The sequence below is a fragment of the Klebsiella sp. B345 genome, assembly GCF_051131735.1.
In the GTDB taxonomy this organism is placed as follows: Bacteria; Pseudomonadota; Gammaproteobacteria; order Enterobacterales; family Enterobacteriaceae; genus Klebsiella.
On the sequence record NZ_CP180443.1, the window covers coordinates 3195320 to 3220966 of the forward strand.

Annotated in this window: 14 protein-coding genes, 6 tRNA genes and 3 rRNA genes; 22 read left to right on the forward strand and 1 reads right to left on the reverse strand. The window is 51.9% G+C overall.

Annotated features, from left to right (window positions below; translation table 11 throughout):
- The first annotated feature begins 16 nt into the window (after positions 1-16).
- The 9 genes from trkH to birA all read left to right on the forward strand — a co-directional run bounded on the left by trkH (position 17) and on the right by birA (position 9840).
- Positions 17-1468, forward strand: coding sequence for a Trk system potassium transporter TrkH (trkH, locus tag ACMYSO_RS15035; RefSeq protein ID WP_434586853.1), 1452 nt, complete (start codon positions 17-19; stop codon positions 1466-1468).
- A gap of 11 nt (positions 1469-1479) precedes the next feature.
- Positions 1480-2013 carry a menaquinone-dependent protoporphyrinogen IX dehydrogenase gene (gene hemG, locus ACMYSO_RS15040; RefSeq protein ID WP_434665598.1) on the forward strand — a complete coding sequence of 178 codons (534 nt, stop codon included), beginning with the start codon at positions 1480-1482 and terminating at the stop codon, positions 2011-2013.
- Positions 2014-2404: 391 nt separating this feature from the next.
- A 16S ribosomal RNA gene (locus ACMYSO_RS15045) occupies positions 2405-3945 on the forward strand.
- A gap of 71 nt (positions 3946-4016) precedes the next feature.
- Positions 4017-4093, forward strand: a tRNA-Ile gene (locus tag ACMYSO_RS15050).
- A 109-nt stretch (positions 4094-4202) separates the two neighbouring features.
- Positions 4203-4278, forward strand: a tRNA-Ala gene (locus tag ACMYSO_RS15055).
- A 206-nt stretch (positions 4279-4484) separates the two neighbouring features.
- A 23S ribosomal RNA gene (locus ACMYSO_RS15060) occupies positions 4485-7389 on the forward strand.
- 95 nt (positions 7390-7484) lie between these two features.
- Positions 7485-7600 (forward strand): 5S ribosomal RNA (gene rrf, locus ACMYSO_RS15065).
- Together the 16S, 23S and 5S rRNA genes with 2 tRNA genes alongside form the textbook arrangement of a ribosomal RNA operon.
- A 252-nt stretch (positions 7601-7852) precedes the next feature.
- On the forward strand, positions 7853-8881 hold the full coding sequence (gene murB / locus ACMYSO_RS15070) for a UDP-N-acetylmuramate dehydrogenase (RefSeq protein WP_434665601.1): 1029 nt from the start codon (positions 7853-7855) through the stop codon (positions 8879-8881).
- Positions 8878-9840, forward strand: coding sequence for a bifunctional biotin--[acetyl-CoA-carboxylase] ligase/biotin operon repressor BirA (gene birA / locus ACMYSO_RS15075; RefSeq protein WP_434665604.1), 963 nt, complete (start codon positions 8878-8880; stop codon positions 9838-9840). The genes murB and birA overlap by 4 nt, the downstream gene beginning before the upstream one ends.
- Before the next feature lie 46 nt (positions 9841-9886).
- Here birA and coaA read toward each other — a convergent pair whose 3' ends face one another.
- Positions 9887-10837 (reverse strand): type I pantothenate kinase, encoded by a 951-nt coding sequence (coaA, locus tag ACMYSO_RS15080; RefSeq protein ID WP_434665607.1) that lies wholly within the window; start codon positions 10835-10837, stop codon positions 9887-9889.
- A 502-nt stretch (positions 10838-11339) separates the two neighbouring features.
- Here coaA and ACMYSO_RS15085 point away from each other — a divergent pair.
- The 13 genes from ACMYSO_RS15085 to rpoC all read left to right on the forward strand — a co-directional run bounded on the left by ACMYSO_RS15085 (position 11340) and on the right by rpoC (position 25417).
- Positions 11340-11415: transfer RNA gene (locus ACMYSO_RS15085), tRNA-Thr, on the forward strand.
- 10 nt (positions 11416-11425) lie between these two features.
- Positions 11426-11510: transfer RNA gene (locus ACMYSO_RS15090), tRNA-Tyr, on the forward strand.
- 120 nt (positions 11511-11630) lie between these two features.
- Positions 11631-11705, forward strand: a tRNA-Gly gene (locus tag ACMYSO_RS15095).
- 5 nt (positions 11706-11710) lie between these two features.
- Positions 11711-11786, forward strand: a tRNA-Thr gene (locus ACMYSO_RS15100).
- Positions 11787-11901: 115 nt separating this feature from the next.
- Positions 11902-13086 carry an elongation factor Tu gene (gene tuf / locus ACMYSO_RS15105; protein ID WP_187042249.1) on the forward strand — a complete coding sequence of 395 codons (1185 nt, stop codon included), beginning with the start codon at positions 11902-11904 and terminating at the stop codon, positions 13084-13086.
- Positions 13087-13315: 229 nt separating this feature from the next.
- Positions 13316-13699: a preprotein translocase subunit SecE gene (secE, locus tag ACMYSO_RS15110; protein ID WP_123758148.1), complete on the forward strand. Its 384-nt coding sequence runs from the start codon at positions 13316-13318 to the stop codon at positions 13697-13699.
- Between the two features lies 1 nt (position 13700).
- On the forward strand, positions 13701-14246 hold the full coding sequence (gene nusG / locus ACMYSO_RS15115) for a transcription termination/antitermination protein NusG (protein ID WP_002438628.1): 546 nt from the start codon (positions 13701-13703) through the stop codon (positions 14244-14246).
- A gap of 156 nt (positions 14247-14402) precedes the next feature.
- The gene (gene rplK / locus ACMYSO_RS15120) at positions 14403-14831 is read left to right on the forward strand and encodes a 50S ribosomal protein L11 (protein ID WP_004097640.1); all 429 of its coding nucleotides are present in this window, start codon (positions 14403-14405) and stop codon (positions 14829-14831) included.
- A gap of 3 nt (positions 14832-14834) precedes the next feature.
- Positions 14835-15539, forward strand: a complete 705-nt coding sequence (gene rplA, locus ACMYSO_RS15125) for a 50S ribosomal protein L1 (protein ID WP_123758149.1) — start codon at positions 14835-14837, stop codon at positions 15537-15539.
- Between the two features lie 299 nt (positions 15540-15838).
- Complete coding sequence (gene rplJ / locus ACMYSO_RS15130; RefSeq protein ID WP_004097644.1) at positions 15839-16336, forward strand: 50S ribosomal protein L10; 498 nt, start codon at positions 15839-15841, stop codon at positions 16334-16336.
- A gap of 66 nt (positions 16337-16402) precedes the next feature.
- Positions 16403-16768: a 50S ribosomal protein L7/L12 gene (gene rplL, locus ACMYSO_RS15135; RefSeq protein ID WP_004118416.1), complete on the forward strand. Its 366-nt coding sequence runs from the start codon at positions 16403-16405 to the stop codon at positions 16766-16768.
- A gap of 320 nt (positions 16769-17088) precedes the next feature.
- Positions 17089-21117, forward strand: a complete 4029-nt coding sequence (gene rpoB, locus ACMYSO_RS15140; protein WP_123758150.1) for a DNA-directed RNA polymerase subunit beta — start codon at positions 17089-17091, stop codon at positions 21115-21117.
- 76 nt (positions 21118-21193) lie between these two features.
- Complete coding sequence (rpoC, locus tag ACMYSO_RS15145; RefSeq protein ID WP_123758151.1) at positions 21194-25417, forward strand: DNA-directed RNA polymerase subunit beta'; 4224 nt, start codon at positions 21194-21196, stop codon at positions 25415-25417.
- The last annotated feature ends 230 nt before the right edge of the window (positions 25418-25647 follow it).

Here is a 25647-nt window from a genome sequence, read left to right on the forward strand (position 1 = left end):
AAAGGAAGCGCCAGAGATGCATTTTCGCGCGATAACCCGAATCGTTGGACTGCTGGTCATTCTATTTTCGGGGACCATGATCCTGCCGGGATTAGTGGCCCTGATATACCGCGATGGCGCGGGACGGGCGTTTACCCAGACCTTTTTTGTCGCACTGGCGATTGGTTCTCTATTATGGTGGCCGAACCGCCGTGAAAAAGGGGAGCTGAAATCCCGCGAAGGTTTTCTGATTGTAGTGCTCTTCTGGACCGTGCTGGGCAGCGTCGGTGCGCTACCGTTCATTTTTGCTGAGCAACCGAACCTGACCATCACCGACGCGTTCTTTGAATCCTTCTCGGGTTTGACCACTACGGGTGCAACGACGCTGGTGGGGCTGGATTCGTTACCTCACGCTATTTTGTTCTATCGCCAGATGCTGCAGTGGTTTGGTGGTATGGGGATCATTGTGTTGGCGGTCGCGATACTGCCGATACTGGGCGTCGGGGGGATGCAGCTGTATCGGGCAGAAATGCCCGGGCCGCTAAAAGACAATAAAATGCGCCCCCGCATCGCCGAAACGGCAAAAACCCTGTGGCTCATCTATGTCCTGCTAACCGTGGCCTGCGCGCTGGCGCTATGGTTTGCGGGGATGCCGGCATTTGACGCCATTGGCCATAGCTTTTCGACTATCGCGATTGGCGGTTTTTCTACGCATGATGCCAGCGTGGGGTATTTTAACAGTCCGACCATTAACACGATTATCGCGATTTTCCTGCTGATATCCGGCTGTAACTATGGTCTGCACTTTTCATTGCTGAGCGGACGCAGCCTGAAGGTGTACTGGCGTGACCCTGAATTCCGCATGTTTATTGGTGTCCAGCTGACGCTGGTGGTGATTTGCACGCTGGTGCTCTGGCTACATGACGTCTACAGCTCGGCATTGACCACAGTCAATCAGGCCTTTTTCCAGGTGGTGTCGATGGCCACCACTGCGGGCTTTACTACCGACAGCATCGCCCGCTGGCCGCTGTTCCTCCCGGTTCTGTTGTTGTGCTCGGCATTTATCGGCGGCTGCGCCGGGTCGACGGGCGGTGGTCTGAAAGTGATTCGTATCCTGCTGCTGTTTAAACAGGGGAACCGCGAACTTAAACGGCTGGTACACCCGAATGCGGTATACAGCATTAAGTTAGGCAACCGTGCGCTACCTGAACGTATTCTGGAAGCGGTCTGGGGATTCTTTTCCGCCTATGCGCTGGTCTTTATTATCAGTATGCTGGCGATTATCGCGACCGGCGTGGATGACTTTTCTGCCTTTGCCTCGGTCGTGGCGACGCTTAATAACCTGGGACCAGGGCTTGGCGTGGTGGCGGATAACTTCGCGACGATGAACCCGGTCGCGAAATGGATCTTGATTGCTAATATGCTGTTTGGTCGTCTGGAAGTGTTCACCTTATTGGTGCTCTTTACCCCCACTTTCTGGCGCGAATAACAGGAGTGCTTGTGAAAACGTTGATTTTATTTTCAACCCGTGACGGGCAGACCCGCGAAATTGCCTCCTTCCTGGCTTCAGAACTGAAAGAGCTGGGCGTTGATTCAGATACGGTTAATCTAAACCGTACAGAGGACGTCGAATGGCAGCACTACGATCGTGTGGTGATTGGCGCGTCGATTCGCTACGGGCATTTTCATTCGGCGTTGGATCGCTTTGTGAAGAAACACCTGTCGGCGTTGCAGGCACGCCCCGGCGCATTTTTCTCGGTAAACCTGGTTGCACGTAAGCCAGAGAAGCGCACACCACAAACGAATAGCTATACGCGCAAGTTTCTGCTCAGCTCACCGTGGCAGCCGCAGCGCAGCGCGGTGTTTGCCGGCGCGCTACGTTATCCACGTTATCGCTGGTACGACCGCTTTATGATCCGCCTGATTATGAAGATGACCGGCGGGGAAACGGATATCAGTAAAGAGGTGGTGTATACCGACTGGAAGCAGGTTGCGAATTTTGCGCGGGAAATCGCACAAATGACGCGCAAATAGCGCGTAAAATCGGCGCTGTGGCGGGAATTTGAGCGGTTGAAAAGTTTTTTTAAAACAGGGCTTGTCAACGTCTCAGAACTCCCTATAATGCGCCTCCACTGACACGGAACAACGGCAAGCAAGCCGCCGGGTCAGCAGGGTTTCTCCGGAAATTCTGACAGAGAAAAGCGAAAACAAATGCTTGACTCTGAATGAGGAAAACGTATTATACGGGACCTCGCAACGGTGAGCGAAAGCCGCGTTGCACTGCTCTTTAACAATTTATCAGACAATCTGTGTGGGCACTCAAAGTGACATGGATTCTTAACGTCCTCGGACGAAAAATGAATACCAAGTCTCTGAGTGAACATACGTAATTCATTACGAAGTTTAATTCACGAGCATCAAACTTAAATTGAAGAGTTTGATCATGGCTCAGATTGAACGCTGGCGGCAGGCCTAACACATGCAAGTCGAGCGGTAGCACAGGAGAGCTTGCTCTCCGGGTGACGAGCGGCGGACGGGTGAGTAATGTCTGGGAAACTGCCTGATGGAGGGGGATAACTACTGGAAACGGTAGCTAATACCGCATAACGTCGCAAGACCAAAGTGGGGGACCTTCGGGCCTCATGCCATCAGATGTGCCCAGATGGGATTAGCTAGTAGGTGGGGTAATGGCTCACCTAGGCGACGATCCCTAGCTGGTCTGAGAGGATGACCAGCCACACTGGAACTGAGACACGGTCCAGACTCCTACGGGAGGCAGCAGTGGGGAATATTGCACAATGGGCGCAAGCCTGATGCAGCCATGCCGCGTGTATGAAGAAGGCCTTCGGGTTGTAAAGTACTTTCAGCGAGGAGGAAGGCATTAAGGTTAATAACCTTAGTGATTGACGTTACTCGCAGAAGAAGCACCGGCTAACTCCGTGCCAGCAGCCGCGGTAATACGGAGGGTGCAAGCGTTAATCGGAATTACTGGGCGTAAAGCGCACGCAGGCGGTTTGTTAAGTCAGATGTGAAATCCCCGGGCTCAACCTGGGAACTGCATTTGAAACTGGCAAGCTTGAGTCTTGTAGAGGGGGGTAGAATTCCAGGTGTAGCGGTGAAATGCGTAGAGATCTGGAGGAATACCGGTGGCGAAGGCGGCCCCCTGGACAAAGACTGACGCTCAGGTGCGAAAGCGTGGGGAGCAAACAGGATTAGATACCCTGGTAGTCCACGCTGTAAACGATGTCGACTTGGAGGTTGTTCCCTTGAGGAGTGGCTTCCGGAGCTAACGCGTTAAGTCGACCGCCTGGGAGTACGGCCGCAAGGTTAAAACTCAAATGAATTGACGGGGGCCCGCACAAGCGGTGGAGCATGTGGTTTAATTCGATGCAACGCGAAGAACCTTACCTACTCTTGACATCCAGAGAACTTAGCAGAGATGCTTTGGTGCCTTCGGGAACTCTGAGACAGGTGCTGCATGGCTGTCGTCAGCTCGTGTTGTGAAATGTTGGGTTAAGTCCCGCAACGAGCGCAACCCTTATCCTTTGTTGCCAGCGGTCCGGCCGGGAACTCAAAGGAGACTGCCAGTGATAAACTGGAGGAAGGTGGGGATGACGTCAAGTCATCATGGCCCTTACGAGTAGGGCTACACACGTGCTACAATGGCATATACAAAGAGAAGCGACCTCGCGAGAGCAAGCGGACCTCATAAAGTATGTCGTAGTCCGGATTGGAGTCTGCAACTCGACTCCATGAAGTCGGAATCGCTAGTAATCGTAGATCAGAATGCTACGGTGAATACGTTCCCGGGCCTTGTACACACCGCCCGTCACACCATGGGAGTGGGTTGCAAAAGAAGTAGGTAGCTTAACCTTCGGGAGGGCGCTTACCACTTTGTGATTCATGACTGGGGTGAAGTCGTAACAAGGTAACCGTAGGGGAACCTGCGGTTGGATCACCTCCTTACCTGAAAGAACCTGCCTTTGTAGTGTCCACACAGATTGTCTGATGAAAAATAAGCAGTAAAACATCTCTGCAGGCTTGTAGCTCAGGTGGTTAGAGCGCACCCCTGATAAGGGTGAGGTCGGTGGTTCAAGTCCACTCAGGCCTACCAAATTCACGCTCGTGCTTTGTTGTGGCAAAGCTCGCATACTTCAGTATGCTTCGCTTCACCACGCCGCGCCCGAAAATGAATGACCGGTACGAGAGATGAGTATTACGATGGGGTTATAGCTCAGCTGGGAGAGCGCCTGCCTTGCACGCAGGAGGTCTGCGGTTCGATCCCGCATAGCTCCACCATCCTTTACTGCTGAATAACAAGAAAACTTCAGAGTGTACCTGAAAAGGTATGCTGCGAAGTTTTGCTCTTTAAAAATCTGGATCAAGCTGAAAATTGAAACGACACACTGTTTCCTTTCTCCGTAATAAGAAAGGAAAAGCGGTGTGTTCGAGTCTCTCAAATTTTCGCAATGCGAACTGTTTTACGAAACAGCTTCGGGTTGTGAGGTTAAGCGACTAAGCGTACACGGTGGATGCCCTGGCAGTCAGAGGCGATGAAGGACGTGCTAATCTGCGATAAGCGTCGGTAAGGTGATATGAACCGTTATAACCGGCGATTTCCGAATGGGGAAACCCAGTGTGTTTCGACACACTATCGTTAAGTGAATACATAGCTTAACGAAGCGAACCGGGGGAACTGAAACATCTAAGTACCCCGAGGAAAAGAAATCAACCGAGATTCCCCCAGTAGCGGCGAGCGAACGGGGAGGAGCCCAGAGTCTGAATCAGCGCGTGTGTTAGTGGAACGGTCTGGAAAGTCCGGCGGTACAGGGTGATAGCCCCGTACACTAAAATGCACACGTTGTGAACTCGAAGAGTAGGGCGGGACACGTGGTATCCTGTCTGAATATGGGGGGACCATCCTCCAAGGCTAAATACTCCTGACTGACCGATAGTGAACCAGTACCGTGAGGGAAAGGCGAAAAGAACCCCGGCGAGGGGAGTGAAAAAGAACCTGAAACCGTGTACGTACAAGCAGTGGGAGCCTACTTGTTAGGTGACTGCGTACCTTTTGTATAATGGGTCAGCGACTTATATTCTGTAGCAAGGTTAACCGTATAGGGGAGCCGCAGGGAAACCGAGTCTTAACTGGGCGTTAAGTTGCAGGGTATAGACCCGAAACCCGGTGATCTAGCCATGGGCAGGTTGAAGGTTGGGTAACACTAACTGGAGGACCGAACCGACTAATGTTGAAAAATTAGCGGATGACTTGTGGCTGGGGGTGAAAGGCCAATCAAACCGGGAGATAGCTGGTTCTCCCCGAAAGCTATTTAGGTAGCGCCTCGTGAACTCATCTTCGGGGGTAGAGCACTGTTTCGGCTAGGGGTCATCCCGACTTACCAACCCGATGCAAACTACGAATACCGAAGAATGTTATCACGGGAGACACACGGCGGGTGCTAACGTCCGTCGTGAAGAGGGAAACAACCCAGACCGCCAGCTAAGGTCCCAAAGTCATGGTTAAGTGGGAAACGATGTGGGAAGGCACAGACAGCCAGGATGTTGGCTTAGAAGCAGCCATCATTTAAAGAAAGCGTAATAGCTCACTGGTCGAGTCGGCCTGCGCGGAAGATGTAACGGGGCTAAACCATGCACCGAAGCTGCGGCAGCGACACTATGTGTTGTTGGGTAGGGGAGCGTTCTGTAAGCCGTTGAAGGTGGCCTGTGAGGGTTGCTGGAGGTATCAGAAGTGCGAATGCTGACATAAGTAACGATAAAGCGGGTGAAAAGCCCGCTCGCCGGAAGACCAAGGGTTCCTGTCCAACGTTAATCGGGGCAGGGTGAGTCGACCCCTAAGGCGAGGCCGAAAGGCGTAGTCGATGGGAAACAGGTTAATATTCCTGTACTCGGTGTTACTGCGAAGGGGGGACGGAGAAGGCTATGTTAGCCGGGCGACGGTTGTCCCGGTTTAAGCATGTAGGCGGAGCGTTTAGGTAAATCCGGACGCTTATTAACGCTGAGGTGTGATGACGAGGCACTACGGTGCTGAAGTAACAAATGCCCTGCTTCCAGGAAAAGCCTCTAAGCATCAGGTAACATCAAATCGTACCCCAAACCGACACAGGTGGTCAGGTAGAGAATACCAAGGCGCTTGAGAGAACTCGGGTGAAGGAACTAGGCAAAATGGTGCCGTAACTTCGGGAGAAGGCACGCTGATGGTAGGTGAAGTGACTTGCTCATGGAGCTGAAATCAGTCGAAGATACCAGCTGGCTGCAACTGTTTATTAAAAACACAGCACTGTGCAAACACGAAAGTGGACGTATACGGTGTGACGCCTGCCCGGTGCCGGAAGGTTAATTGATGGGGTTATCCGTAAGGAGAAGCTCTTGATCGAAGCCCCGGTAAACGGCGGCCGTAACTATAACGGTCCTAAGGTAGCGAAATTCCTTGTCGGGTAAGTTCCGACCTGCACGAATGGCGTAATGATGGCCAGGCTGTCTCCACCCGAGACTCAGTGAAATTGAACTCGCTGTGAAGATGCAGTGTACCCGCGGCAAGACGGAAAGACCCCGTGAACCTTTACTATAGCTTGACACTGAACATTGAGCCTTGATGTGTAGGATAGGTGGGAGGCTTTGAAGCGTGGACGCCAGTCTGCGTGGAGCCAACCTTGAAATACCACCCTTTAATGTTTGATGTTCTAACGTAGACCCGTGATCCGGGTTGCGGACAGTGTCTGGTGGGTAGTTTGACTGGGGCGGTCTCCTCCCAAAGAGTAACGGAGGAGCACGAAGGTTAGCTAATCCTGGTCGGACATCAGGAGGTTAGTGCAATGGCATAAGCTAGCTTGACTGCGAGCGTGACGGCGCGAGCAGGTGCGAAAGCAGGTCATAGTGATCCGGTGGTTCTGAATGGAAGGGCCATCGCTCAACGGATAAAAGGTACTCCGGGGATAACAGGCTGATACCGCCCAAGAGTTCATATCGACGGCGGTGTTTGGCACCTCGATGTCGGCTCATCACATCCTGGGGCTGAAGTAGGTCCCAAGGGTACGGCTGTTCGCCGTTTAAAGTGGTACGCGAGCTGGGTTTAGAACGTCGTGAGACAGTTCGGTCCCTATCTGCCGTGGGCGCTGGAGAATTGAGGGGGGCTGCTCCTAGTACGAGAGGACCGGAGTGGACGCATCACTGGTGTTCGGGTTGTCATGCCAATGGCATTGCCCGGTAGCTAAATGCGGAAAAGATAAGTGCTGAAAGCATCTAAGCACGAAACTTGCCCCGAGATGAGTTCTCCCTGACTCCTTGAGAGTCCTGAAGGAACGTTGAAGACGACGACGTTGATAGGTCGGGTGTGTAAGCGTAGCGATACGTTGAGCTAACCGATACTAATGAACCGTGAGGCTTAACCTTACAACGCCAAAGCTGTTTTGGTGGACAGAGAGAAGATTTTCAGCCTGATACAGATTAGTTGATGCGTCTTCAGGACGTGTTGATAACAGAATTTGCCTGGCGGCGATAGCGCGGTGGTCCCACCTGACCCCATGCCGAACTCAGAAGTGAAACGCCGTAGCGCCGATGGTAGTGTGGGGTCTCCCCATGTGAGAGTAGGGAACTGCCAGGCATCAAATAAAGCAAAGGGCTCAGTCGAAAGACTGGGCCTTTTGTTTTGTCTGCGATTTACCCGGGAAAGGTGTCTCCGGGCCATCAGACAATACAGAAGCCCATCCTGACGGATGGGCTTTTTTGCGTTATGTTTCGCTTTATGCGTAACAAAACACCATAACATCGCACGACGCCCATCCAGCCGTATTCAAACAAGCCTTCCCCCAGCAGATACGGTAAACTAGTCCGGATTTTGCATCAGGAAGCCACTATGAATCATTCTCTCAAACCCTGGAACACCTTTGGTATTGACCGTAAAGCCAAAGTCATTGTACGTGCTGATAATGAACAGCAGCTATTGTCTGCCTGGCAGAAAGCCACAGCAGAAGATCAGCCCGTTTTGATCCTCGGTGAAGGGAGCAATGTGCTGTTCCTGAGGGATTATGCCGGTACGGTTATTATTAACCGCATCATGGGGATTGAGGTCACGGAAACACCTGATGCCTGGCTCTTGCACGTTGGTTCCGGGGAAAACTGGCATCAACTGGTGCAGTTTACGCTGGAGAATGACATGCCGGGCCTGGAAAACCTTGCCTTGATTCCTGGTTGCGCAGGGTCTTCCCCAATCCAGAATATCGGCGCGTATGGTGTTGAACTCCAACGTGTTTGCCAGTATGTCGACTGTATCGAGCTGGCGAGCGGCCATAAGCAACGTCTTTCCGCCAGCGAGTGCCGCTTTGGCTATCGCGACAGTATCTTCAAGCATGAGTATCAGGATCGCTATGCCATTGTTGCGGTGGGACTTCGTCTACCCAGGACCTGGCATCCGGTATTAACTTATGGTGACCTGACCCGCCTGGATCCACAAACCGTGACGCCACGTCAGGTATTCGATGCCATATGCCATATGCGTATGACAAAACTTCCAGATCCGAAAGTAAACGGCAATGCCGGCAGCTTCTTTAAGAACCCTGTTATCAGCGCGGAGCAAAGCCAGGCGCTGCTGGCAGCGTTCCCAAATGCGCCACATTACCCACAGGCGGATGGCAGCATGAAACTGGCTGCGGGATGGCTGATCGATCAATGCCAGCTTAAAGGGAAAACTATCGGTGGTGCTGCGGTACATCGCCAGCAGGCGCTGGTCTTAATCAATGACAAAGATGCAACCAGCGATGATGTTGTTCAGCTGGCACATTACGTTCGCCAGCAGGTCGGCGAGAGGTTCAATGTCTGGCTACAGCCGGAAGTCCGTTTTATTGGCACGACTGGTGAAGTGAATGCCGAGGAGACCATTTCGTGAAAGATAATACAATCCCCCTGACATTGATATCCATTCTGGCCAATGGCGAGTTTCATTCCGGGGAGCAACTGGGCGAACGTCTGGGAATGAGCCGGGCGGCCATCAATAAACACATTCAGACATTGCGTGACTGGGGCGTTGATGTGTTTACCGTTCCTGGCAAGGGCTACAGTCTGCCGGAGCCTATCCAATTATTAGATGAAGACAGCATTGCCGCACAGATCGAACATGGTCGGGTGACGGTACTTCCGGTCATTGATTCGACGAACCAGTATTTACTCGATCGCCTCAACGAACTGCAATCCGGGGATGCATGCGTCGCAGAGTATCAGCAGGCGGGTCGTGGTCGCCGAGGGCGTAAGTGGTTCTCACCCTTTGGGGCAAATCTTTATCTTTCGATGTACTGGCGTCTGGAGCAGGGGCCTGCCGCGGCGATTGGCCTGAGCCTGGTCATCGGTATTGTTATTGCTGAAGTTCTCCAGAGTCTGGGAGCGGATAAAGTTCGTGTGAAGTGGCCTAACGATCTCTATCTGCAGGATCGTAAACTGTCGGGTATCCTGGTCGAACTGACGGGAAAAACAGGTGATGCAGCGCAGATCGTTAGCGGTGCGGGGATCAATCTGGCCATGCGCCGCGTTGAATCAGACGTGGTGAACCAGGGATGGATTAGCCTGCAGGAAGCTGGTGTGTCTATCGATCGCAATACGCTGGCCGCGCGCCTGATTAAAGAGCTTCGCGCTGGTCTACAACTGTTTGAGCAGGATGGTCTGGCCCCTTATCTTGCGCGCTGGGAAAAATTGGATAATTTCCTTAATCGCCCGGTAAAGCTTATTATCGGCGACAAAGAAATTTTCGGAATTTCGCGCGGTATCGATACTCAGGGGGCATTGTTGCTTGAGCAGGATGGAGTGATCAAGCCATGGGTCGGCGGTGAAATATCGCTGCGTAGCGCGGAATAAACCAAATAAAAAGGGAGCCTGAGCTCCCTTTTTATTATGCACCTGATTATTTCCGCAGCCGGACCTGATCGACCGAATGGTTCGCGCTTTTGGTCATGATTAAACTAGCGCGTTCTCGGGTTGGAAGTATATTTTCTTTAAGATTCAACAGATTAATCTCATTCCATAATGAGGTGGCAATATTCACAGCCTCATCTTTGGAAAGCTTCGCATAATTATGGAAATAAGAATCCGGATCGGTGAATGCCCCTTCGCGGAATTTTAAGAAGCGATTGATATACCATGTTTTCAACAGTTCTTCTGGTGCATCGACATATATAGAAAAATCAACGAAGTCAGAAACGAATACATGGTGCGGGTCATGGGGATAATCCATGCCACTTTGTAAGACATTCAACCCTTCAAGAATCAATATATCTGGTTGCGCCACTGTCTTATCGCCATCCGGGATCACATCATAAATAAGATGGGAATAAACCGGGGCGGTAGCTGTCGGTAAGCCTGATTTCAAATCAGAAACAAATTTCACCAGCCGATGCATGTCATAAGATTGCGGAAAGCCTTTCTTCTTCATCAACCCGCGTTCTTTCAGCACGGCGTTGGGATGTAAGAAGCCATCAGTCGTAATCAATTCAACATGACGATGCTCAGGCCAGCGGCTAAGCAGCGCCTGTAATACACGTGCGGTCGTGCTTTTACCTACCGCAACGCTTCCGGCAATACTGATGATATACGGGATACGCTGGCCATTAGTACCGAGGAATTGCTCCAGCACGGCCTGACGGCGCAGGTTGGAACTGATATAGAAATTAAGCAAACGCGACAGCGGCAAATAGATCTCTGCAACCTCTTCAAGGGAAAGATCTTCGTTGATGCCTTTTAACCGCGTGATTTCTTCCTCTGTCAGCGTCATCGGAACGGAATCACGAAGTGCAGCCCATTGGTTGCGGTTAAATTGTAGATAAGGTGTCATTAACGTCTGCTCTTTTTTGCTCATAAGCATGTTCTTAGCATCGCCAAATCAGAAGTTGCGAGGGATGCTTCACACAAGTTAATCAGGACAATGGGCAGGAGGGTAACACCAGATTGCGAGGAATAATAAGAAAAAAACTTATCGAATGATGCTTTCTAATGCAGACATCACAAGTGCAGGGTTTGTCGGTCATTATGTGTCACTTGCGTGCGGCGACCTGGCCACATCATGGCAGAAAGCGTATATGGATGATGGTTCGAGGAGACACTGGTCAGCATATAAGGAGGTTTTGGCTGTCGGGAGACGGCAAGACACTCCATCGTCCGGCCTGGGAATACCTTTCCTGGCATCAATAGCGAGGATGACCGGACGTTTTAATGCGGAATGATGCCGGTTTTTTGTACGTCATTGATTGAAATTACACCGTTTTTCCACGTTTGAGCACAAAATATGAGCGATGGAACATTTTATGCAATTTTTTAGTTGCATGAATGCGTATGTCTCCCTAAAATGCGCGCTACTTGATGCCGACTTAGCTCAGTAGGTAGAGCAACTGACTTGTAATCAGTAGGTCACCAGTTCGATTCCGGTAGTCGGCACCATCAAGTGCCTGGTGGGGTTCCCGAGCGGCCAAAGGGAGCAGACTGTAAATCTGCCGTCATCGACTTCGAAGGTTCGAATCCTTCCCCCACCACCATCTTTCGGCAACGCTTTGCGGAGCCAGAGTTGCTTGGTTAAACTAAACAACTCAAACAAGAAAAAGAGAGAACTCTCTTTTTTTTGTTATAGAAAGAACTGGGTAGCCGAGTTTCAGGATGCGGGCATCGTATAATGGCTATTACCTCAGCCTTCCAAGCTGATGATGCGGGTTCGATTCCCGCTGCCCGCTCCAGACGTGCTGATATGGCTCAGTTGGTAGAGCGCACCCTTGGTAAGGGTGAGGTCCCCAGTTCGACTCTGGGTATCAGCACCACTTCTTTATCTCTCCTTCCCTGTTTCTCTCTGTTTATTGCATTCAACAAGTCGGGCATGTTGCCCGGTTGATGTGGTGATATCACCGATTTATCCGTGTCTTAGAGGGACAATCGATGTCTAAAGAAAAGTTTGAACGTACAAAACCGCACGTTAACGTCGGTACTATCGGCCACGTTGACCATGGTAAAACAACGCTGACTGCTGCAATCACTACCGTTCTGGCTAAAACCTACGGTGGTTCTGCTCGTGCATTCGACCAGATCGATAACGCACCAGAAGAAAAAGCTCGTGGTATCACCATCAACACTTCCCACGTTGAATATGACACCCCGACTCGCCACTACGCACACGTAGACTGCCCGGGCCACGCCGACTATGTTAAAAACATGATCACCGGTGCTGCGCAGATGGACGGCGCGATCCTGGTTGTTGCTGCGACTGACGGCCCGATGCCGCAGACTCGTGAGCACATCCTGCTGGGTCGTCAGGTAGGCGTTCCTTACATCATCGTGTTCCTGAACAAATGCGACATGGTTGATGACGAAGAGCTGCTGGAACTGGTTGAGATGGAAGTGCGTGAGCTGCTGTCTCAGTACGACTTCCCGGGCGACGACACTCCGATCATCCGTGGTTCTGCTCTGAAAGCGCTGGAAGGCGACGCAGAGTGGGAAGCTAAGATCGTTGAGCTGGCTGGCTACCTGGATTCTTACATCCCGGAACCAGAGCGTGCGATTGACAAGCCGTTCCTGCTGCCGATCGAAGACGTATTCTCCATCTCCGGCCGTGGTACTGTTGTTACCGGTCGTGTAGAGCGCGGTATCGTTAAAGTTGGCGAAGAAGTTGAAATCGTTGGTATCAAAGAGACTGCTAAGTCTACCTGTACTGGCGTTGAAATGTTCCGCAAACTGCTGGACGAAGGCCGTGCTGGTGAGAACGTTGGTGTTCTGCTGCGTGGTATCAAACGTGAAGAAATCGAACGTGGTCAGGTACTGGCTAAGCCGGGTTCTATCAAGCCGCACACCAAATTCGAATCTGAAGTGTATATCCTGTCCAAAGATGAAGGCGGCCGTCATACTCCGTTCTTCAAAGGCTACCGTCCGCAGTTCTACTTCCGTACAACTGACGTGACTGGTACCATCGAACTGCCAGAAGGCGTAGAGATGGTAATGCCGGGCGACAACATCAAAATGGTTGTTACCCTGATTCACCCGATCGCGATGGACGATGGTCTGCGTTTCGCAATCCGTGAAGGCGGCCGTACCGTTGGCGCTGGCGTGGTAGCAAAAGTTCTCGGCTAATCGCTGATAACATTTGACGCAATGCGCAATAAAAGGGCATCATTTGATGCCCTTTTTGTACGCTTTCGAACCAGAACCTGGCTCATCAGTGATTTTTTTTGCCATAATCATTGCTGAGACAGGCTCTGTAGAGGGCGTTGAGTCCGAAACGCAACAGAGCATTTCGGTTTGGTTGCCTCGCTCTCGCGGGGCAAAATTATTTGTCTGAATTCTTGTGACAGGTTGGTTTATGAGTGCGAATACCGAAGCTCAAGGGAGCGGGCGCGGCCTGGAAACGATGAAGTGGCTGATCGTTGCTGCGCTGCTGATTGTGGCCATCGTAGGCAACTTCCTTTATCGTGACATTATGCTAGCACTGCGTGCGCTGGCCGTAGTGGTTCTGATCGCTGCTGCCGGTGGCGTCGCGCTGTTAACCACAAAAGGTAAGGCGACCGTGGCGTTTGCTCGTGAAGCGAGAACCGAAGTCCGCAAGGTTATCTGGCCAACTCGCCAGGAAACGCTGCACACCACGCTGATTGTTGCTGCGGTTACTGCGGTAATGTCACTGATCCTGTGGGGGCTGGATGGTATTCTGGTTCGCCTGGTATCCTTTATCACTGGCCTGAGGTTCTGAGATGTCTGAAGCTCCTAAAAAACGTTGGTACGTCGTTCAGGCGTTTTCCGGTTTTGAAGGTCGCGTAGCTACCTCGTTGCGTGAACATATCAAATTACACAATATGGAAGAGTTGTTTGGCGAAGTCATGGTACCGACCGAAGAAGTGGTCGAGATCCGTGGTGGCCAGCGCCGTAAAAGCGAGCGCAAATTCTTCCCGGGTTATGTTCTGGTCCAGATGGTCATGAACGATGCAAGCTGGCACCTGGTGCGCAGCGTGCCACGCGTGATGGGCTTTATCGGCGGTACTTCTGACCGTCCGGCACCGATCAGCGATAAAGAAGTTGACGCTATCATGAACCGCCTGCAGCAGGTTGGCGATAAGCCGCGTCCTAAAACGCTGTTCGAGCCGGGTGAAATGGTTCGTGTTAGCGATGGTCCGTTCGCTGACTTCAACGGTGTCGTTGAAGAAGTTGACTACGAGAAGTCCCGTCTGAAGGTTTCTGTATCTATCTTTGGCCGTGCAACTCCGGTTGAACTGGACTTTGCTCAGGTAGAGAAAGCCTAACCGGCGATCAAAAAAGCAGCGATTTAATCGTTGCATGAGGCGCGAAATTGACATACAATTTCGCGCCTTTTGTTTTTATGGGCCATGCGTCCATAAAACGATATTGATAACGGGGAGCCTTTTATGAAGGCGTTATACCCAAACGAGGAAATTTAAATGGCTAAGAAAGTACAAGCCTACGTCAAGCTGCAGGTTGCAGCTGGTATGGCAAACCCGAGCCCGCCGGTTGGTCCAGCACTGGGTCAGCAGGGTGTGAACATCATGGAATTCTGTAAAGCGTTCAACGCCAAAACTGAATCCCTGGAAAAAGGTCTGCCGATCCCGGTTGTTATTACCGTTTACGCTGACCGTTCCTTTACCTTTGTTACCAAGACCCCGCCGGCTGCTGTTCTGCTGAAGAAAGCTGCAGGCATCAAGTCTGGTTCCGGTAAGCCGAACAAAGATAAAGTTGGTAAAATTTCCCGCGCTCAGCTGCAGGAAATCGCGCAGACCAAAGCTGCCGACATGACTGGTTCCGACATTGAAGCGATGACTCGCTCCATCGAAGGTACTGCACGTTCCATGGGCCTGGTAGTGGAGGACTAAGAAATGGCTAAACTGACCAAGCGTATGCGCGTGATCCGTGACAAAGTTGATGCAACTAAACAGTACGACATCAACGAAGCTATTGCTCTGCTGAAAGAGCTGGCCACTGCTAAATTTACTGAAAGCGTAGACGTTGCCGTTAACCTCGGCATCGACGCTCGTAAATCTGACCAGAACGTCCGTGGCGCGACTGTACTGCCGCACGGTACTGGCCGTTCCGTTCGCGTAGCCGTATTTGCCCAGGGCCCGAACGCTGAAGCTGCTAAAGCTGCAGGCGCCGAGCTGGTAGGTATGGAAGATCTGGCTGACCAGATCAAAAAAGGCGAAATGAACTTTGACGTTGTTATTGCTTCCCCGGATGCAATGCGCGTTGTTGGCCAGCTGGGCCAGGTTCTGGGTCCGCGTGGCCTGATGCCTAACCCGAAAGTTGGTACTGTAACTCCGAACGTTGCTGAAGCAGTTAAGAATGCTAAAGCAGGTCAGGTTCGTTATCGTAACGACAAAAACGGCATCATCCACACCACCATCGGTAAAGTGGACTTTGACGCTGACAAACTGAAAGAAAACCTGGAATCCCTGCTGGTTGCGCTGAAAAAAGCAAAACCGACTCAGGCGAAAGGCGTGTACATCAAGAAAGTCAGCCTCTCCACCACCATGGGTGCTGGTGTTGCCGTTGATCAGGCTGGTCTGAGCGCGTCTGCGAACTAAGATTAGCTTTACGTGGGTGGTGGTTTTGTCTACAATACTACCCCCATGTTTCTGCTAACTTCGGTTAGACAGAGAAAAACAGATTTGTTCGTTGGAGCCTGGCCTATCCAGGCCTCCGTCGAAGACCGCAGGTGTTTCATCAGAAACTTAATCCCCTGCGTAGACGGTGACAGAACGCTAAGATTATTTTTGGATACTCTGGCTTGTTTCTGCTCACCGTATTAAGACGCTCTACTCGTTGAGTAGGGTGAAGTGAGTTCCAGAGCATGAGCTCTGGCAAACATCCAGGAGCAAAGCTAATGGCTTTAAATCTTCAAGACAAACAAGCGATTGTTGCTGAAGTCAGCGAAGTAGCCAAAGGCGCGCTGTCTGCAGTAGTTGCGGATTCCCGCGGCGTAACTGTAGATAAAATGACTGAACTGCGTAAAGCAGGTCGTGAAGCTGGCGTTTACATGCGTGTTGTTCGTAACACCCTGCTGCGCCGCGTCGTTGAAGGTACTCCGTTCGAGTGCCTGAAAGACACGTTTGTTGGTCCGACCCTGATTGCATACTCTATGGAACACCCGGGCGCTGCTGCTCGTCTGTTCAAAGAGTTCGCGAAAGCGAATGCAAAATTTGAGGTCAAAGCCGCAGCCTTTGAAGGTGAGCTGATCCCGGCGTCGCAAATCGACCGCCTGGCAACTCTGCCGACCTACGAAGAAGCAATTGCACGCCTGATGGCAACCATGAAAGAAGCTTCGGCTGGCAAACTGGTTCGCACTCTGGCTGCTGTACGCGATGCGAAAGAAGCTGCTTAATCGCAGTTATCTTTATAAAACGCTCGCTTACGTATAAACTTATTCTGATATTCAGGAACAATTTAAATGTCTATCACTAAAGATCAAATCATTGAAGCAGTATCCGCTATGTCCGTAATGGACGTTGTTGAGCTGATCTCTGCAATGGAAGAAAAATTCGGTGTTTCCGCTGCTGCTGCTGTAGCTGTAGCTGCTGGCCCGGCTGAAGCTGCTGAAGAAAAAACTGAATTCGACGTAATTCTGAAAGCTGCTGGCGCTAACAAAGTTGCTGTAATCAAAGCAGTACGTAGCGCAACTGGCCTGGGTCTGAAAGAAGCTAAAGACCTGGTAGAATCTGCACCTGCTGCCCTGAAAGAAGGCATCAGCAAAGATGACGCAGAAGCACTGAAAAAATCTCTGGAAGAAGCTGGCGCTGAAGTTGAAGTTAAATAAGCCAACCTTTCCGGTTGCAGCTTGAGTAATCAGGCTGATGGCTGGTGACTATTTAGTCACCAGCCTTTTTGCGCTGTAAGGCGCCAGTAGCATTTCACACTGTTTGACTGCTGGTTGTCCTGACAATGCATGTTTCTATCGACGACTTAATATACTGCGACAGGGTGCTCGCTCTGTGTAAATCGCGACGAAATGGTTTAAGCGTGATAGCAACAGGTATTGCGGAAAGTGTTCCATTTTCCGGTCCACAAAATAGTGTTGCATAAAAAACTGCCTTTTTGAGGCAGACGGGTCGACTTGTCAGCGAGCTGAGGAACCCTATGGTTTACTCCTATACCGAGAAAAAACGTATTCGTAAGGATTTTGGTAAACGTCCACAAGTTCTGGACATACCTTATCTCCTTTCTATCCAGCTTGATTCGTTCCAGAAGTTTATCGAGCAAGATCCTGAAGGGCAATATGGTCTGGAAGCAGCCTTCCGTTCCGTGTTCCCGATTAAAAGCTACAGCGGTAATTCCGAGCTGCAATACGTCAGCTACCGTCTGGGCGAACCTGTTTTTGATGTTAAAGAATGTCAGATCCGTGGCGTGACCTATTCGGCACCGCTGCGCGTAAAACTGCGTCTGGTGATCTACGAGCGTGAAGCGCCGGAAGGCACCGTTAAAGACATTAAAGAACAAGAAGTCTACATGGGCGAAATTCCGCTCATGACCGACAACGGTACCTTTGTTATCAACGGTACTGAGCGTGTTATCGTTTCTCAGCTGCACCGTAGCCCGGGCGTCTTCTTTGACAGTGACAAAGGTAAGACCCACTCTTCCGGTAAGGTCCTGTATAACGCACGTATCATCCCTTACCGCGGTTCCTGGCTGGACTTCGAATTCGATCCGAAAGACAACCTGTTTGTCCGTATCGACCGTCGTCGTAAGCTGCCGGCGACTATCATCCTGCGCGCGCTGAATTACACCACTGAGCAGATCCTTGACCTGTTCTTCGAAAAAGTGGTCTTTGAAATTCGCGACAACAAGCTGCAGATGGAGCTGATTCCGGAGCGTCTGCGTGGTGAAACGGCATCCTTCGACATCGAAGCCAACGGTAAAGTCTACGTTGAGAAAGCGCGTCGTATTACCGCTCGCCATATCCGTCAGCTGGAAAAAGACGATATCAAGCATATCGAAGTTCCGGTTGAATATATCGCGGGGAAAGTTGCTGCTAAAGATTATGTCGATACAGCGACTGGCGAACTGATCTGCCCGGCGAACATGGAGCTGAGCCTGGACCTGCTGGCCAAACTGAGCCAGTCCGGTCATAAGCGCATCGAAACTCTGTTCACCAACGATCTCGATCACGGTGCGTACATGTCTGAGACTGTACGTGTCGACCCGACCAACGATCGTCTGAGCGCACTGGTAGAAATCTACCGTATGATGCGCCCGGGTGAGCCGCCGACTCGTGAAGCGGCTGAAAGCCTGTTTGAGAACCTGTTCTTCTCCGAAGACCGCTACGATCTGTCCGCGGTTGGTCGTATGAAGTTCAACCGTTCCCTGCTGCGTGACGAAATCGAAGGTTCCGGTATCCTGAGCAAAGACGACATCATCGAAGTGATGAAGAAGCTCATCGATATCCGTAACGGTAAAGGCGAAGTCGATGATATCGACCACCTCGGCAACCGTCGTATCCGTTCCGTTGGCGAAATGGCGGAAAACCAGTTCCGCGTTGGCCTGGTACGTGTTGAGCGTGCGGTGAAAGAGCGTCTGTCTCTGGGCGATCTGGATACCCTGATGCCTCAGGATATGATCAACGCCAAGCCGATTTCTGCAGCAGTGAAAGAGTTCTTTGGTTCCAGCCAGCTGTCCCAGTTTATGGACCAGAACAACCCGCTGTCTGAGATTACGCACAAACGTCGTATCTCCGCACTGGGCCCAGGCGGTCTGACCCGTGAACGTGCAGGCTTTGAAGTTCGAGACGTCCACCCGACTCACTACGGTCGCGTATGTCCAATCGAAACGCCTGAAGGTCCGAACATCGGTCTGATCAACTCCCTGTCGGTCTATGCACAGACGAACGAATATGGCTTCCTCGAGACGCCGTACCGTAAAGTCACCGACGGTGTTGTTACCGACGAAATTCACTACCTGTCCGCTATTGAAGAAGGCAACTACGTTATCGCTCAGGCGAACTCCAACCTGGATGACGAAGGCCACTTTGTAGAAGACCTGGTAACCTGCCGTAGCAAAGGCGAATCGAGCCTCTTCAGCCGTGACCAGGTTGACTACATGGACGTTTCCACCCAGCAGGTGGTTTCCGTCGGTGCGTCCCTGATCCCGTTCCTGGAACACGATGACGCCAACCGTGCATTGATGGGTGCGAACATGCAACGTCAGGCGGTTCCAACTCTGCGTGCTGATAAGCCGCTGGTTGGTACCGGTATGGAACGTGCTGTAGCCGTTGACTCCGGTGTTACTGCGGTAGCTAAACGTGGCGGTCTGGTTCAGTACGTGGATGCTTCCCGTATCGTTATCAAAGTTAACGAAGACGAGATGTACCCGGGCGAAGCAGGTATCGACATCTATAACCTGACCAAGTACACCCGTTCTAACCAGAACACCTGCATCAACCAGATGCCGTGTGTCTCTCTGGGTGAGCCAATTGAGCGCGGCGACGTGCTGGCTGACGGCCCGTCCACCGACCTCGGTGAACTGGCGCTCGGTCAGAACATGCGCGTAGCGTTCATGCCGTGGAACGGTTACAACTTCGAAGACTCCATCCTCGTCTCCGAGCGTGTGGTTCAGGAAGATCGTTTCACTACAATTCATATCCAGGAACTGGCATGTGTGTCCCGTGACACCAAGCTGGGGCCGGAAGAGATCACCGCTGATATCCCGAACGTGGGTGAAGCTGCGCTCTCCAAACTGGACGAATCCGGTATCGTTTACATCGGTGCAGAAGTGACCGGCGGCGACATTCTGGTTGGTAAGGTGACCCCGAAAGGTGAAACCCAGCTGACGCCAGAAGAGAAACTGCTGCGTGCGATCTTCGGCGAGAAAGCGTCTGACGTTAAAGACTCTTCTCTGCGTGTACCAAACGGTGTTTCCGGTACTGTTATCGACGTTCAGGTCTTTACCCGCGATGGCGTAGAAAAAGACAAACGTGCGCTGGAAATCGAAGAAATGCAGCTGAAGCAGGCCAAGAAAGACCTGTCTGAAGAACTGCAGATCCTCGAAGCTGGCCTGTTCGGTCGTATCTACGCGGTGCTGGTTGCCGGTGGTGTTGAAGCTGAGAAGCTCGACAAGCTGCCGCGCGATCGCTGGCTGGAACTGGGCCTGACCGACGAAGAGAAACAAAATCAGCTGGAACAGCTGGCTGAGCAGTACGACGAACTGAAGCACGAGTTCGAGAAAAAACTCGAAGCGAAACGCCGCAAAATCACTCAGGGCGACGATCTGGCACCGGGCGTGCTGAAGATTGTTAAAGTGTATCTGGCCGTTAAACGTCAGATTCAGCCTGGTGATAAAATGGCAGGTCGTCACGGTAACAAGGGTGTTATCTCTAAGATCAACCCGATCGAAGATATGCCGCACGATGCGAACGGTACGCCGGTCGATATCGTACTGAACCCGCTGGGCGTACCGTCTCGTATGAACATCGGTCAGATCCTGGAAACTCACCTGGGTATGGCTGCGAAAGGTATCGGCGAGAAAATTAACGCCATGCTCAAGCAGCAGCAGGAAGTTGCCAAGCTGCGTGAATTCATCCAGAAAGCGTATGACCTGGGTACCGACGTTCGTCAGAAAGTCGACCTGAATACCTTCACTGATGATGAAGTATTGCGTCTGGCTGAGAACCTGAAAAAAGGTATGCCGATCGCAACGCCGGTATTCGACGGTGCGAAAGAAGCTGAAATTAAAGAGCTGCTGCAACTCGGCGGTCTGCCATCTTCTGGCCAGATCACCCTGTTCGACGGCCGTACCGGTGAGCAGTTTGAGCGTCAGGTAACCGTAGGTTACATGTACATGCTGAAACTGAACCACCTGGTCGACGATAAGATGCACGCTCGTTCCACCGGTTCTTACAGCCTGGTTACTCAGCAGCCGCTGGGTGGTAAGGCACAGTTCGGTGGTCAGCGCTTCGGTGAGATGGAAGTATGGGCGCTGGAAGCTTACGGCGCAGCTTACACCCTGCAGGAAATGCTCACCGTTAAGTCTGATGACGTGAACGGTCGTACCAAGATGTATAAAAACATCGTGGACGGCAACCATCAGATGGAACCAGGCATGCCAGAGTCCTTCAACGTACTGTTGAAAGAGATTCGTTCGCTGGGTATCAACATCGAACTGGAAGACGAGTAACTCTCGCTCAAACAGGTCACTGGTGCCGGGGTAATACCCGGCGCCAGATTGTGCTAACTCCGACGGGAGCAAATCCGTGAAAGACTTATTAAAGTTTCTGAAAGCGCAAACTAAAACCGAAGAGTTTGATGCGATCAAAATTGCTCTGGCATCGCCAGACATGATCCGTTCATGGTCTTTTGGTGAAGTTAAAAAGCCGGAAACCATTAACTACCGTACGTTCAAACCAGAACGTGACGGCCTTTTCTGTGCGCGTATTTTCGGGCCAGTAAAAGACTACGAGTGCCTGTGCGGTAAGTACAAGCGCCTGAAACACCGTGGTGTGATTTGCGAGAAGTGCGGCGTTGAAGTGACCCAGACTAAAGTGCGTCGTGAGCGCATGGGCCACATCGAACTGGCGTCTCCGACTGCCCACATTTGGTTCCTGAAGTCGCTGCCGTCCCGTATCGGCCTGCTGCTGGATATGCCGCTGCGTGATATCGAACGTGTTCTGTACTTCGAATCTTATGTGGTTATCGAAGGCGGCATGACCAACCTGGAACGTAACCAGATCCTGACTGAAGAGCAGTATCTGGATGCGCTGGAAGAGTTCGGTGACGAATTCGACGCGAAGATGGGTGCGGAAGCTATCCAGGCCCTGCTGAAGAGCATGGATCTGGAGCAAGAGTGTGAAACTCTGCGCGAAGAGCTGAACGAAACCAACTCCGAAACCAAGCGTAAAAAGCTGACCAAGCGCATCAAGCTGCTGGAAGCATTCGTTCAGTCTGGCAACAAGCCGGAGTGGATGATCCTGACCGTTCTGCCGGTTCTGCCGCCAGATCTGCGTCCGCTGGTTCCGCTGGATGGTGGTCGTTTCGCGACTTCTGACCTGAACGATCTGTATCGTCGCGTCATTAACCGTAACAACCGTCTGAAACGTCTGCTGGATCTGGCTGCGCCGGATATCATCGTACGCAACGAAAAACGTATGCTGCAGGAAGCGGTCGACGCCCTGCTGGATAACGGTCGTCGCGGTCGTGCGATCACCGGTTCTAACAAACGTCCTCTGAAATCTTTGGCCGACATGATCAAAGGTAAACAGGGTCGTTTCCGTCAGAACCTGCTCGGTAAGCGTGTTGACTACTCCGGTCGTTCTGTTATCACCGTAGGTCCATACCTGCGTCTGCATCAGTGCGGTCTGCCGAAGAAAATGGCACTGGAGCTGTTCAAACCGTTCATTTACGGCAAGCTGGAACTGCGTGGCCTGGCCACCACCATCAAAGCCGCGAAGAAAATGGTTGAGCGTGAAGAAGCTGTCGTCTGGGATATCCTGGATGAAGTTATCCGCGAACACCCGGTACTGCTGAACCGTGCACCAACTCTGCACCGTCTGGGTATCCAGGCGTTTGAACCGGTACTGATCGAAGGTAAAGCTATCCAGCTGCACCCGCTGGTTTGTGCGGCATATAACGCCGACTTCGATGGTGACCAGATGGCTGTTCACGTACCGCTGACGCTGGAAGCCCAGCTGGAAGCGCGTGCGCTGATGATGTCTACCAACAACATCCTGTCCCCGGCGAACGGCGAACCTATCATCGTTCCGTCTCAGGACGTTGTATTGGGTCTGTACTACATGACCCGTGACTGTGTTAACGCCAAAGGCGAAGGCATGGTGCTGACTGGCCCGAAAGAAGCTGAGCGTATTTATCGCGCTGGCCTGGCCTCTCTGCATGCGCGCGTTAAAGTGCGTATCACCGAATACGAAAAAGACGAAAATGGCCAGTTTGTTGCGAAAACCAGCCTGAAAGACACGACCGTTGGCCGTGCCATTCTGTGGATGATCGTACCGAAAGGTCTGCCGTTCACTATCGTGAACCAGGCGCTGGGTAAGAAAGCCATCTCTAAGATGCTGAATACCTGCTACCGTATTCTGGGCCTGAAACCGACCGTTATTTTTGCGGACCAGACGATGTACACCGGCTTTGCTTATGCAGCGCGTTCAGGTGCATCCGTTGGTATCGATGACATGGTCATCCCGGAGAAAAAACACGAGATCATCTCTGAGGCGGAAGCCGAAGTTGCTGAGATCCAGGAACAGTTCCAGTCCGGTCTGGTTACCGCTGGCGAACGCTACAACAAAGTTATCGATATCTGGGCTGCGGCGAACGATCGTGTATCCAAAGCGATGATGGATAACCTGCAAACCGAAACCGTTATTAACCGTGACGGCGTCGAAGAGCAGCAGGTTTCCTTCAACAGCATCTACATGATGGCCGACTCCGGTGCGCGTGGTTCTGCGGCACAGATTCGTCAGCTGGCTGGTATGCGTGGTCTGATGGCGAAGCCGGATGGCTCCATCATCGAAACGCCGATCACCGCGAACTTCCGTGAAGGTCTGAACGTACTCCAGTACTTCATCTCCACCCACGGTGCTCGTAAAGGTCTGGCGGATACCGCACTGAAAACAGCGAACTCCGGTTACCTGACTCGTCGTCTGGTTGACGTTGCACAGGACCTGGTTGTTACTGAAGACGACTGTGGCACCCTGGAAGGCATCACCATGACCCCGGTTATCGAGGGTGGTGATGTTAAAGAGCCGCTGCGCGATCGCGTACTGGGTCGTGTAACTGCTGAAGACGTTCTGAAGCCGGGTACCGCGGATATTCTGGTTCCACGCAACACGCTGCTGCACGAGCACTGGTGTGACCTGCTGGAAGAGAACTCCGTTGACTCCGTCAAAGTACGTTCTGTCGTATCCTGTGACACCGACTTTGGTGTCTGTGCGCACTGCTACGGTCGTGACCTGGCACGTGGCCACATCATCAACAAAGGTGAGGCTATCGGTGTTATCGCGGCACAGTCCATCGGTGAGCCGGGTACCCAGCTGACGATGCGTACGTTCCACATCGGTGGTGCGGCATCTCGTGCGGCTGCTGAATCCAGCATTCAGGTGAAAAACAAAGGTAGCATCCGTCTTAGCAATGCTAAATCGGTTGTGAACTCTGCCGGCAAGCTGGTAGTGACCTCGCGTAACACCGAACTGAAACTGATCGACGAATTCGGCCGTACCAAAGAGAGCTATAAAGTACCTTACGGTGCTGTAATGGCGAAAGGTGATGGTGAGCAGGTTGCTGGCGGTGAAACCGTTGCAAACTGGGATCCGCACACCATGCCGGTTATCTCTGAAGTCAGCGGTTTCATTCGCTTCACCGACATGATCGACGGCCAGACCATTACCCGTCAGACCGACGAATTAACCGGTCTGTCATCCCTGGTTGTTCTGGATTCTGCAGAACGTACCGCGGGTGGTAAAGATCTGCGTCCGGCGCTGAAAATCGTTGATGCTAACGGTAACGACGTTCTGATCCCAGGCACCGATATGTCTGCTCAGTACTTCCTGCCGGGTAAAGCGATTGTGCAGCTGGAAGACGGCACTCAGATTCACTCAGGTGACGCCCTGGCGCGTATTCCTCAGGAATCCAGTGGTACCAAAGATATCACCGGTGGTCTGCCACGCGTTGCTGACCTGTTCGAAGCGCGTCGTCCGAAAGAGCCTGCGATCCTTGCTGAAATCAGCGGTATCATCTCCTTCGGTAAAGAGACCAAAGGTAAACGTCGTCTGGTTATCACGCCGTTAGACGGTAGCGATCCGTACGAAGAGATGATTCCGAAGTGGCGTCAGCTGAACGTGTTCGAAGGTGAACGTGTAGAACGTGGTGATGTGGTTTCCGACGGTCCGGAAGCACCGCACGACATTCTGCGTCTTCGTGGTGTACACGCGGTAACGCGTTATATCACCAACGAAGTACAGGACGTTTACCGTCTGCAAGGCGTTAAGATTAACGATAAGCACATTGAAGTTATCGTTCGTCAGATGCTGCGTAAAGCGACCATCGAGAGCGCTGGTAGCTCCGACTTCCTGGAAGGCGAACAGGTTGAATACTCCCGCGTCAAGATTGCGAACCGCGATCTGGAAGCGAACGGCAAAGTGGCGGCGACCTTCTCCCGCGACCTGCTGGGTATCACCAAAGCGTCTCTGGCAACCGAGTCGTTCATCTCTGCCGCATCGTTCCAGGAGACCACGCGTGTCCTGACCGAAGCAGCCGTTGCGGGTAAACGCGACGAACTGCGTGGCCTGAAAGAGAACGTTATCGTGGGTCGTCTGATCCCGGCTGGTACCGGTTATGCGTACCATCAGGATCGTATGCGCCGTCGTGCCGCGGGCGAACAGCCGGCTGCACCGCAGGTAAGCGTTGAAGAAGCTTCTGCCAACCTGGCAGAACTGCTGAACGCAGGTCTGGGCGGTTCCGACAACGATTAATCGTTGACGCTTCGCGTAAAAGCCAGTCAGGTCTCCTGACTGGCTTTTTTATTATCTCCGATTGCTGCCGGGCTAATCGTTACCTTATATTCCCCATAATAAATTACATTCCATTAATGTTTTTCCCTCAATTAAGCAGCAAACAAGCCATATAGATAAAGAGCCTTCTCTTTTTCTTAATACCCATACAAATTGATGGGTAAAAATTCTACACGTATCAAAAAATCGTC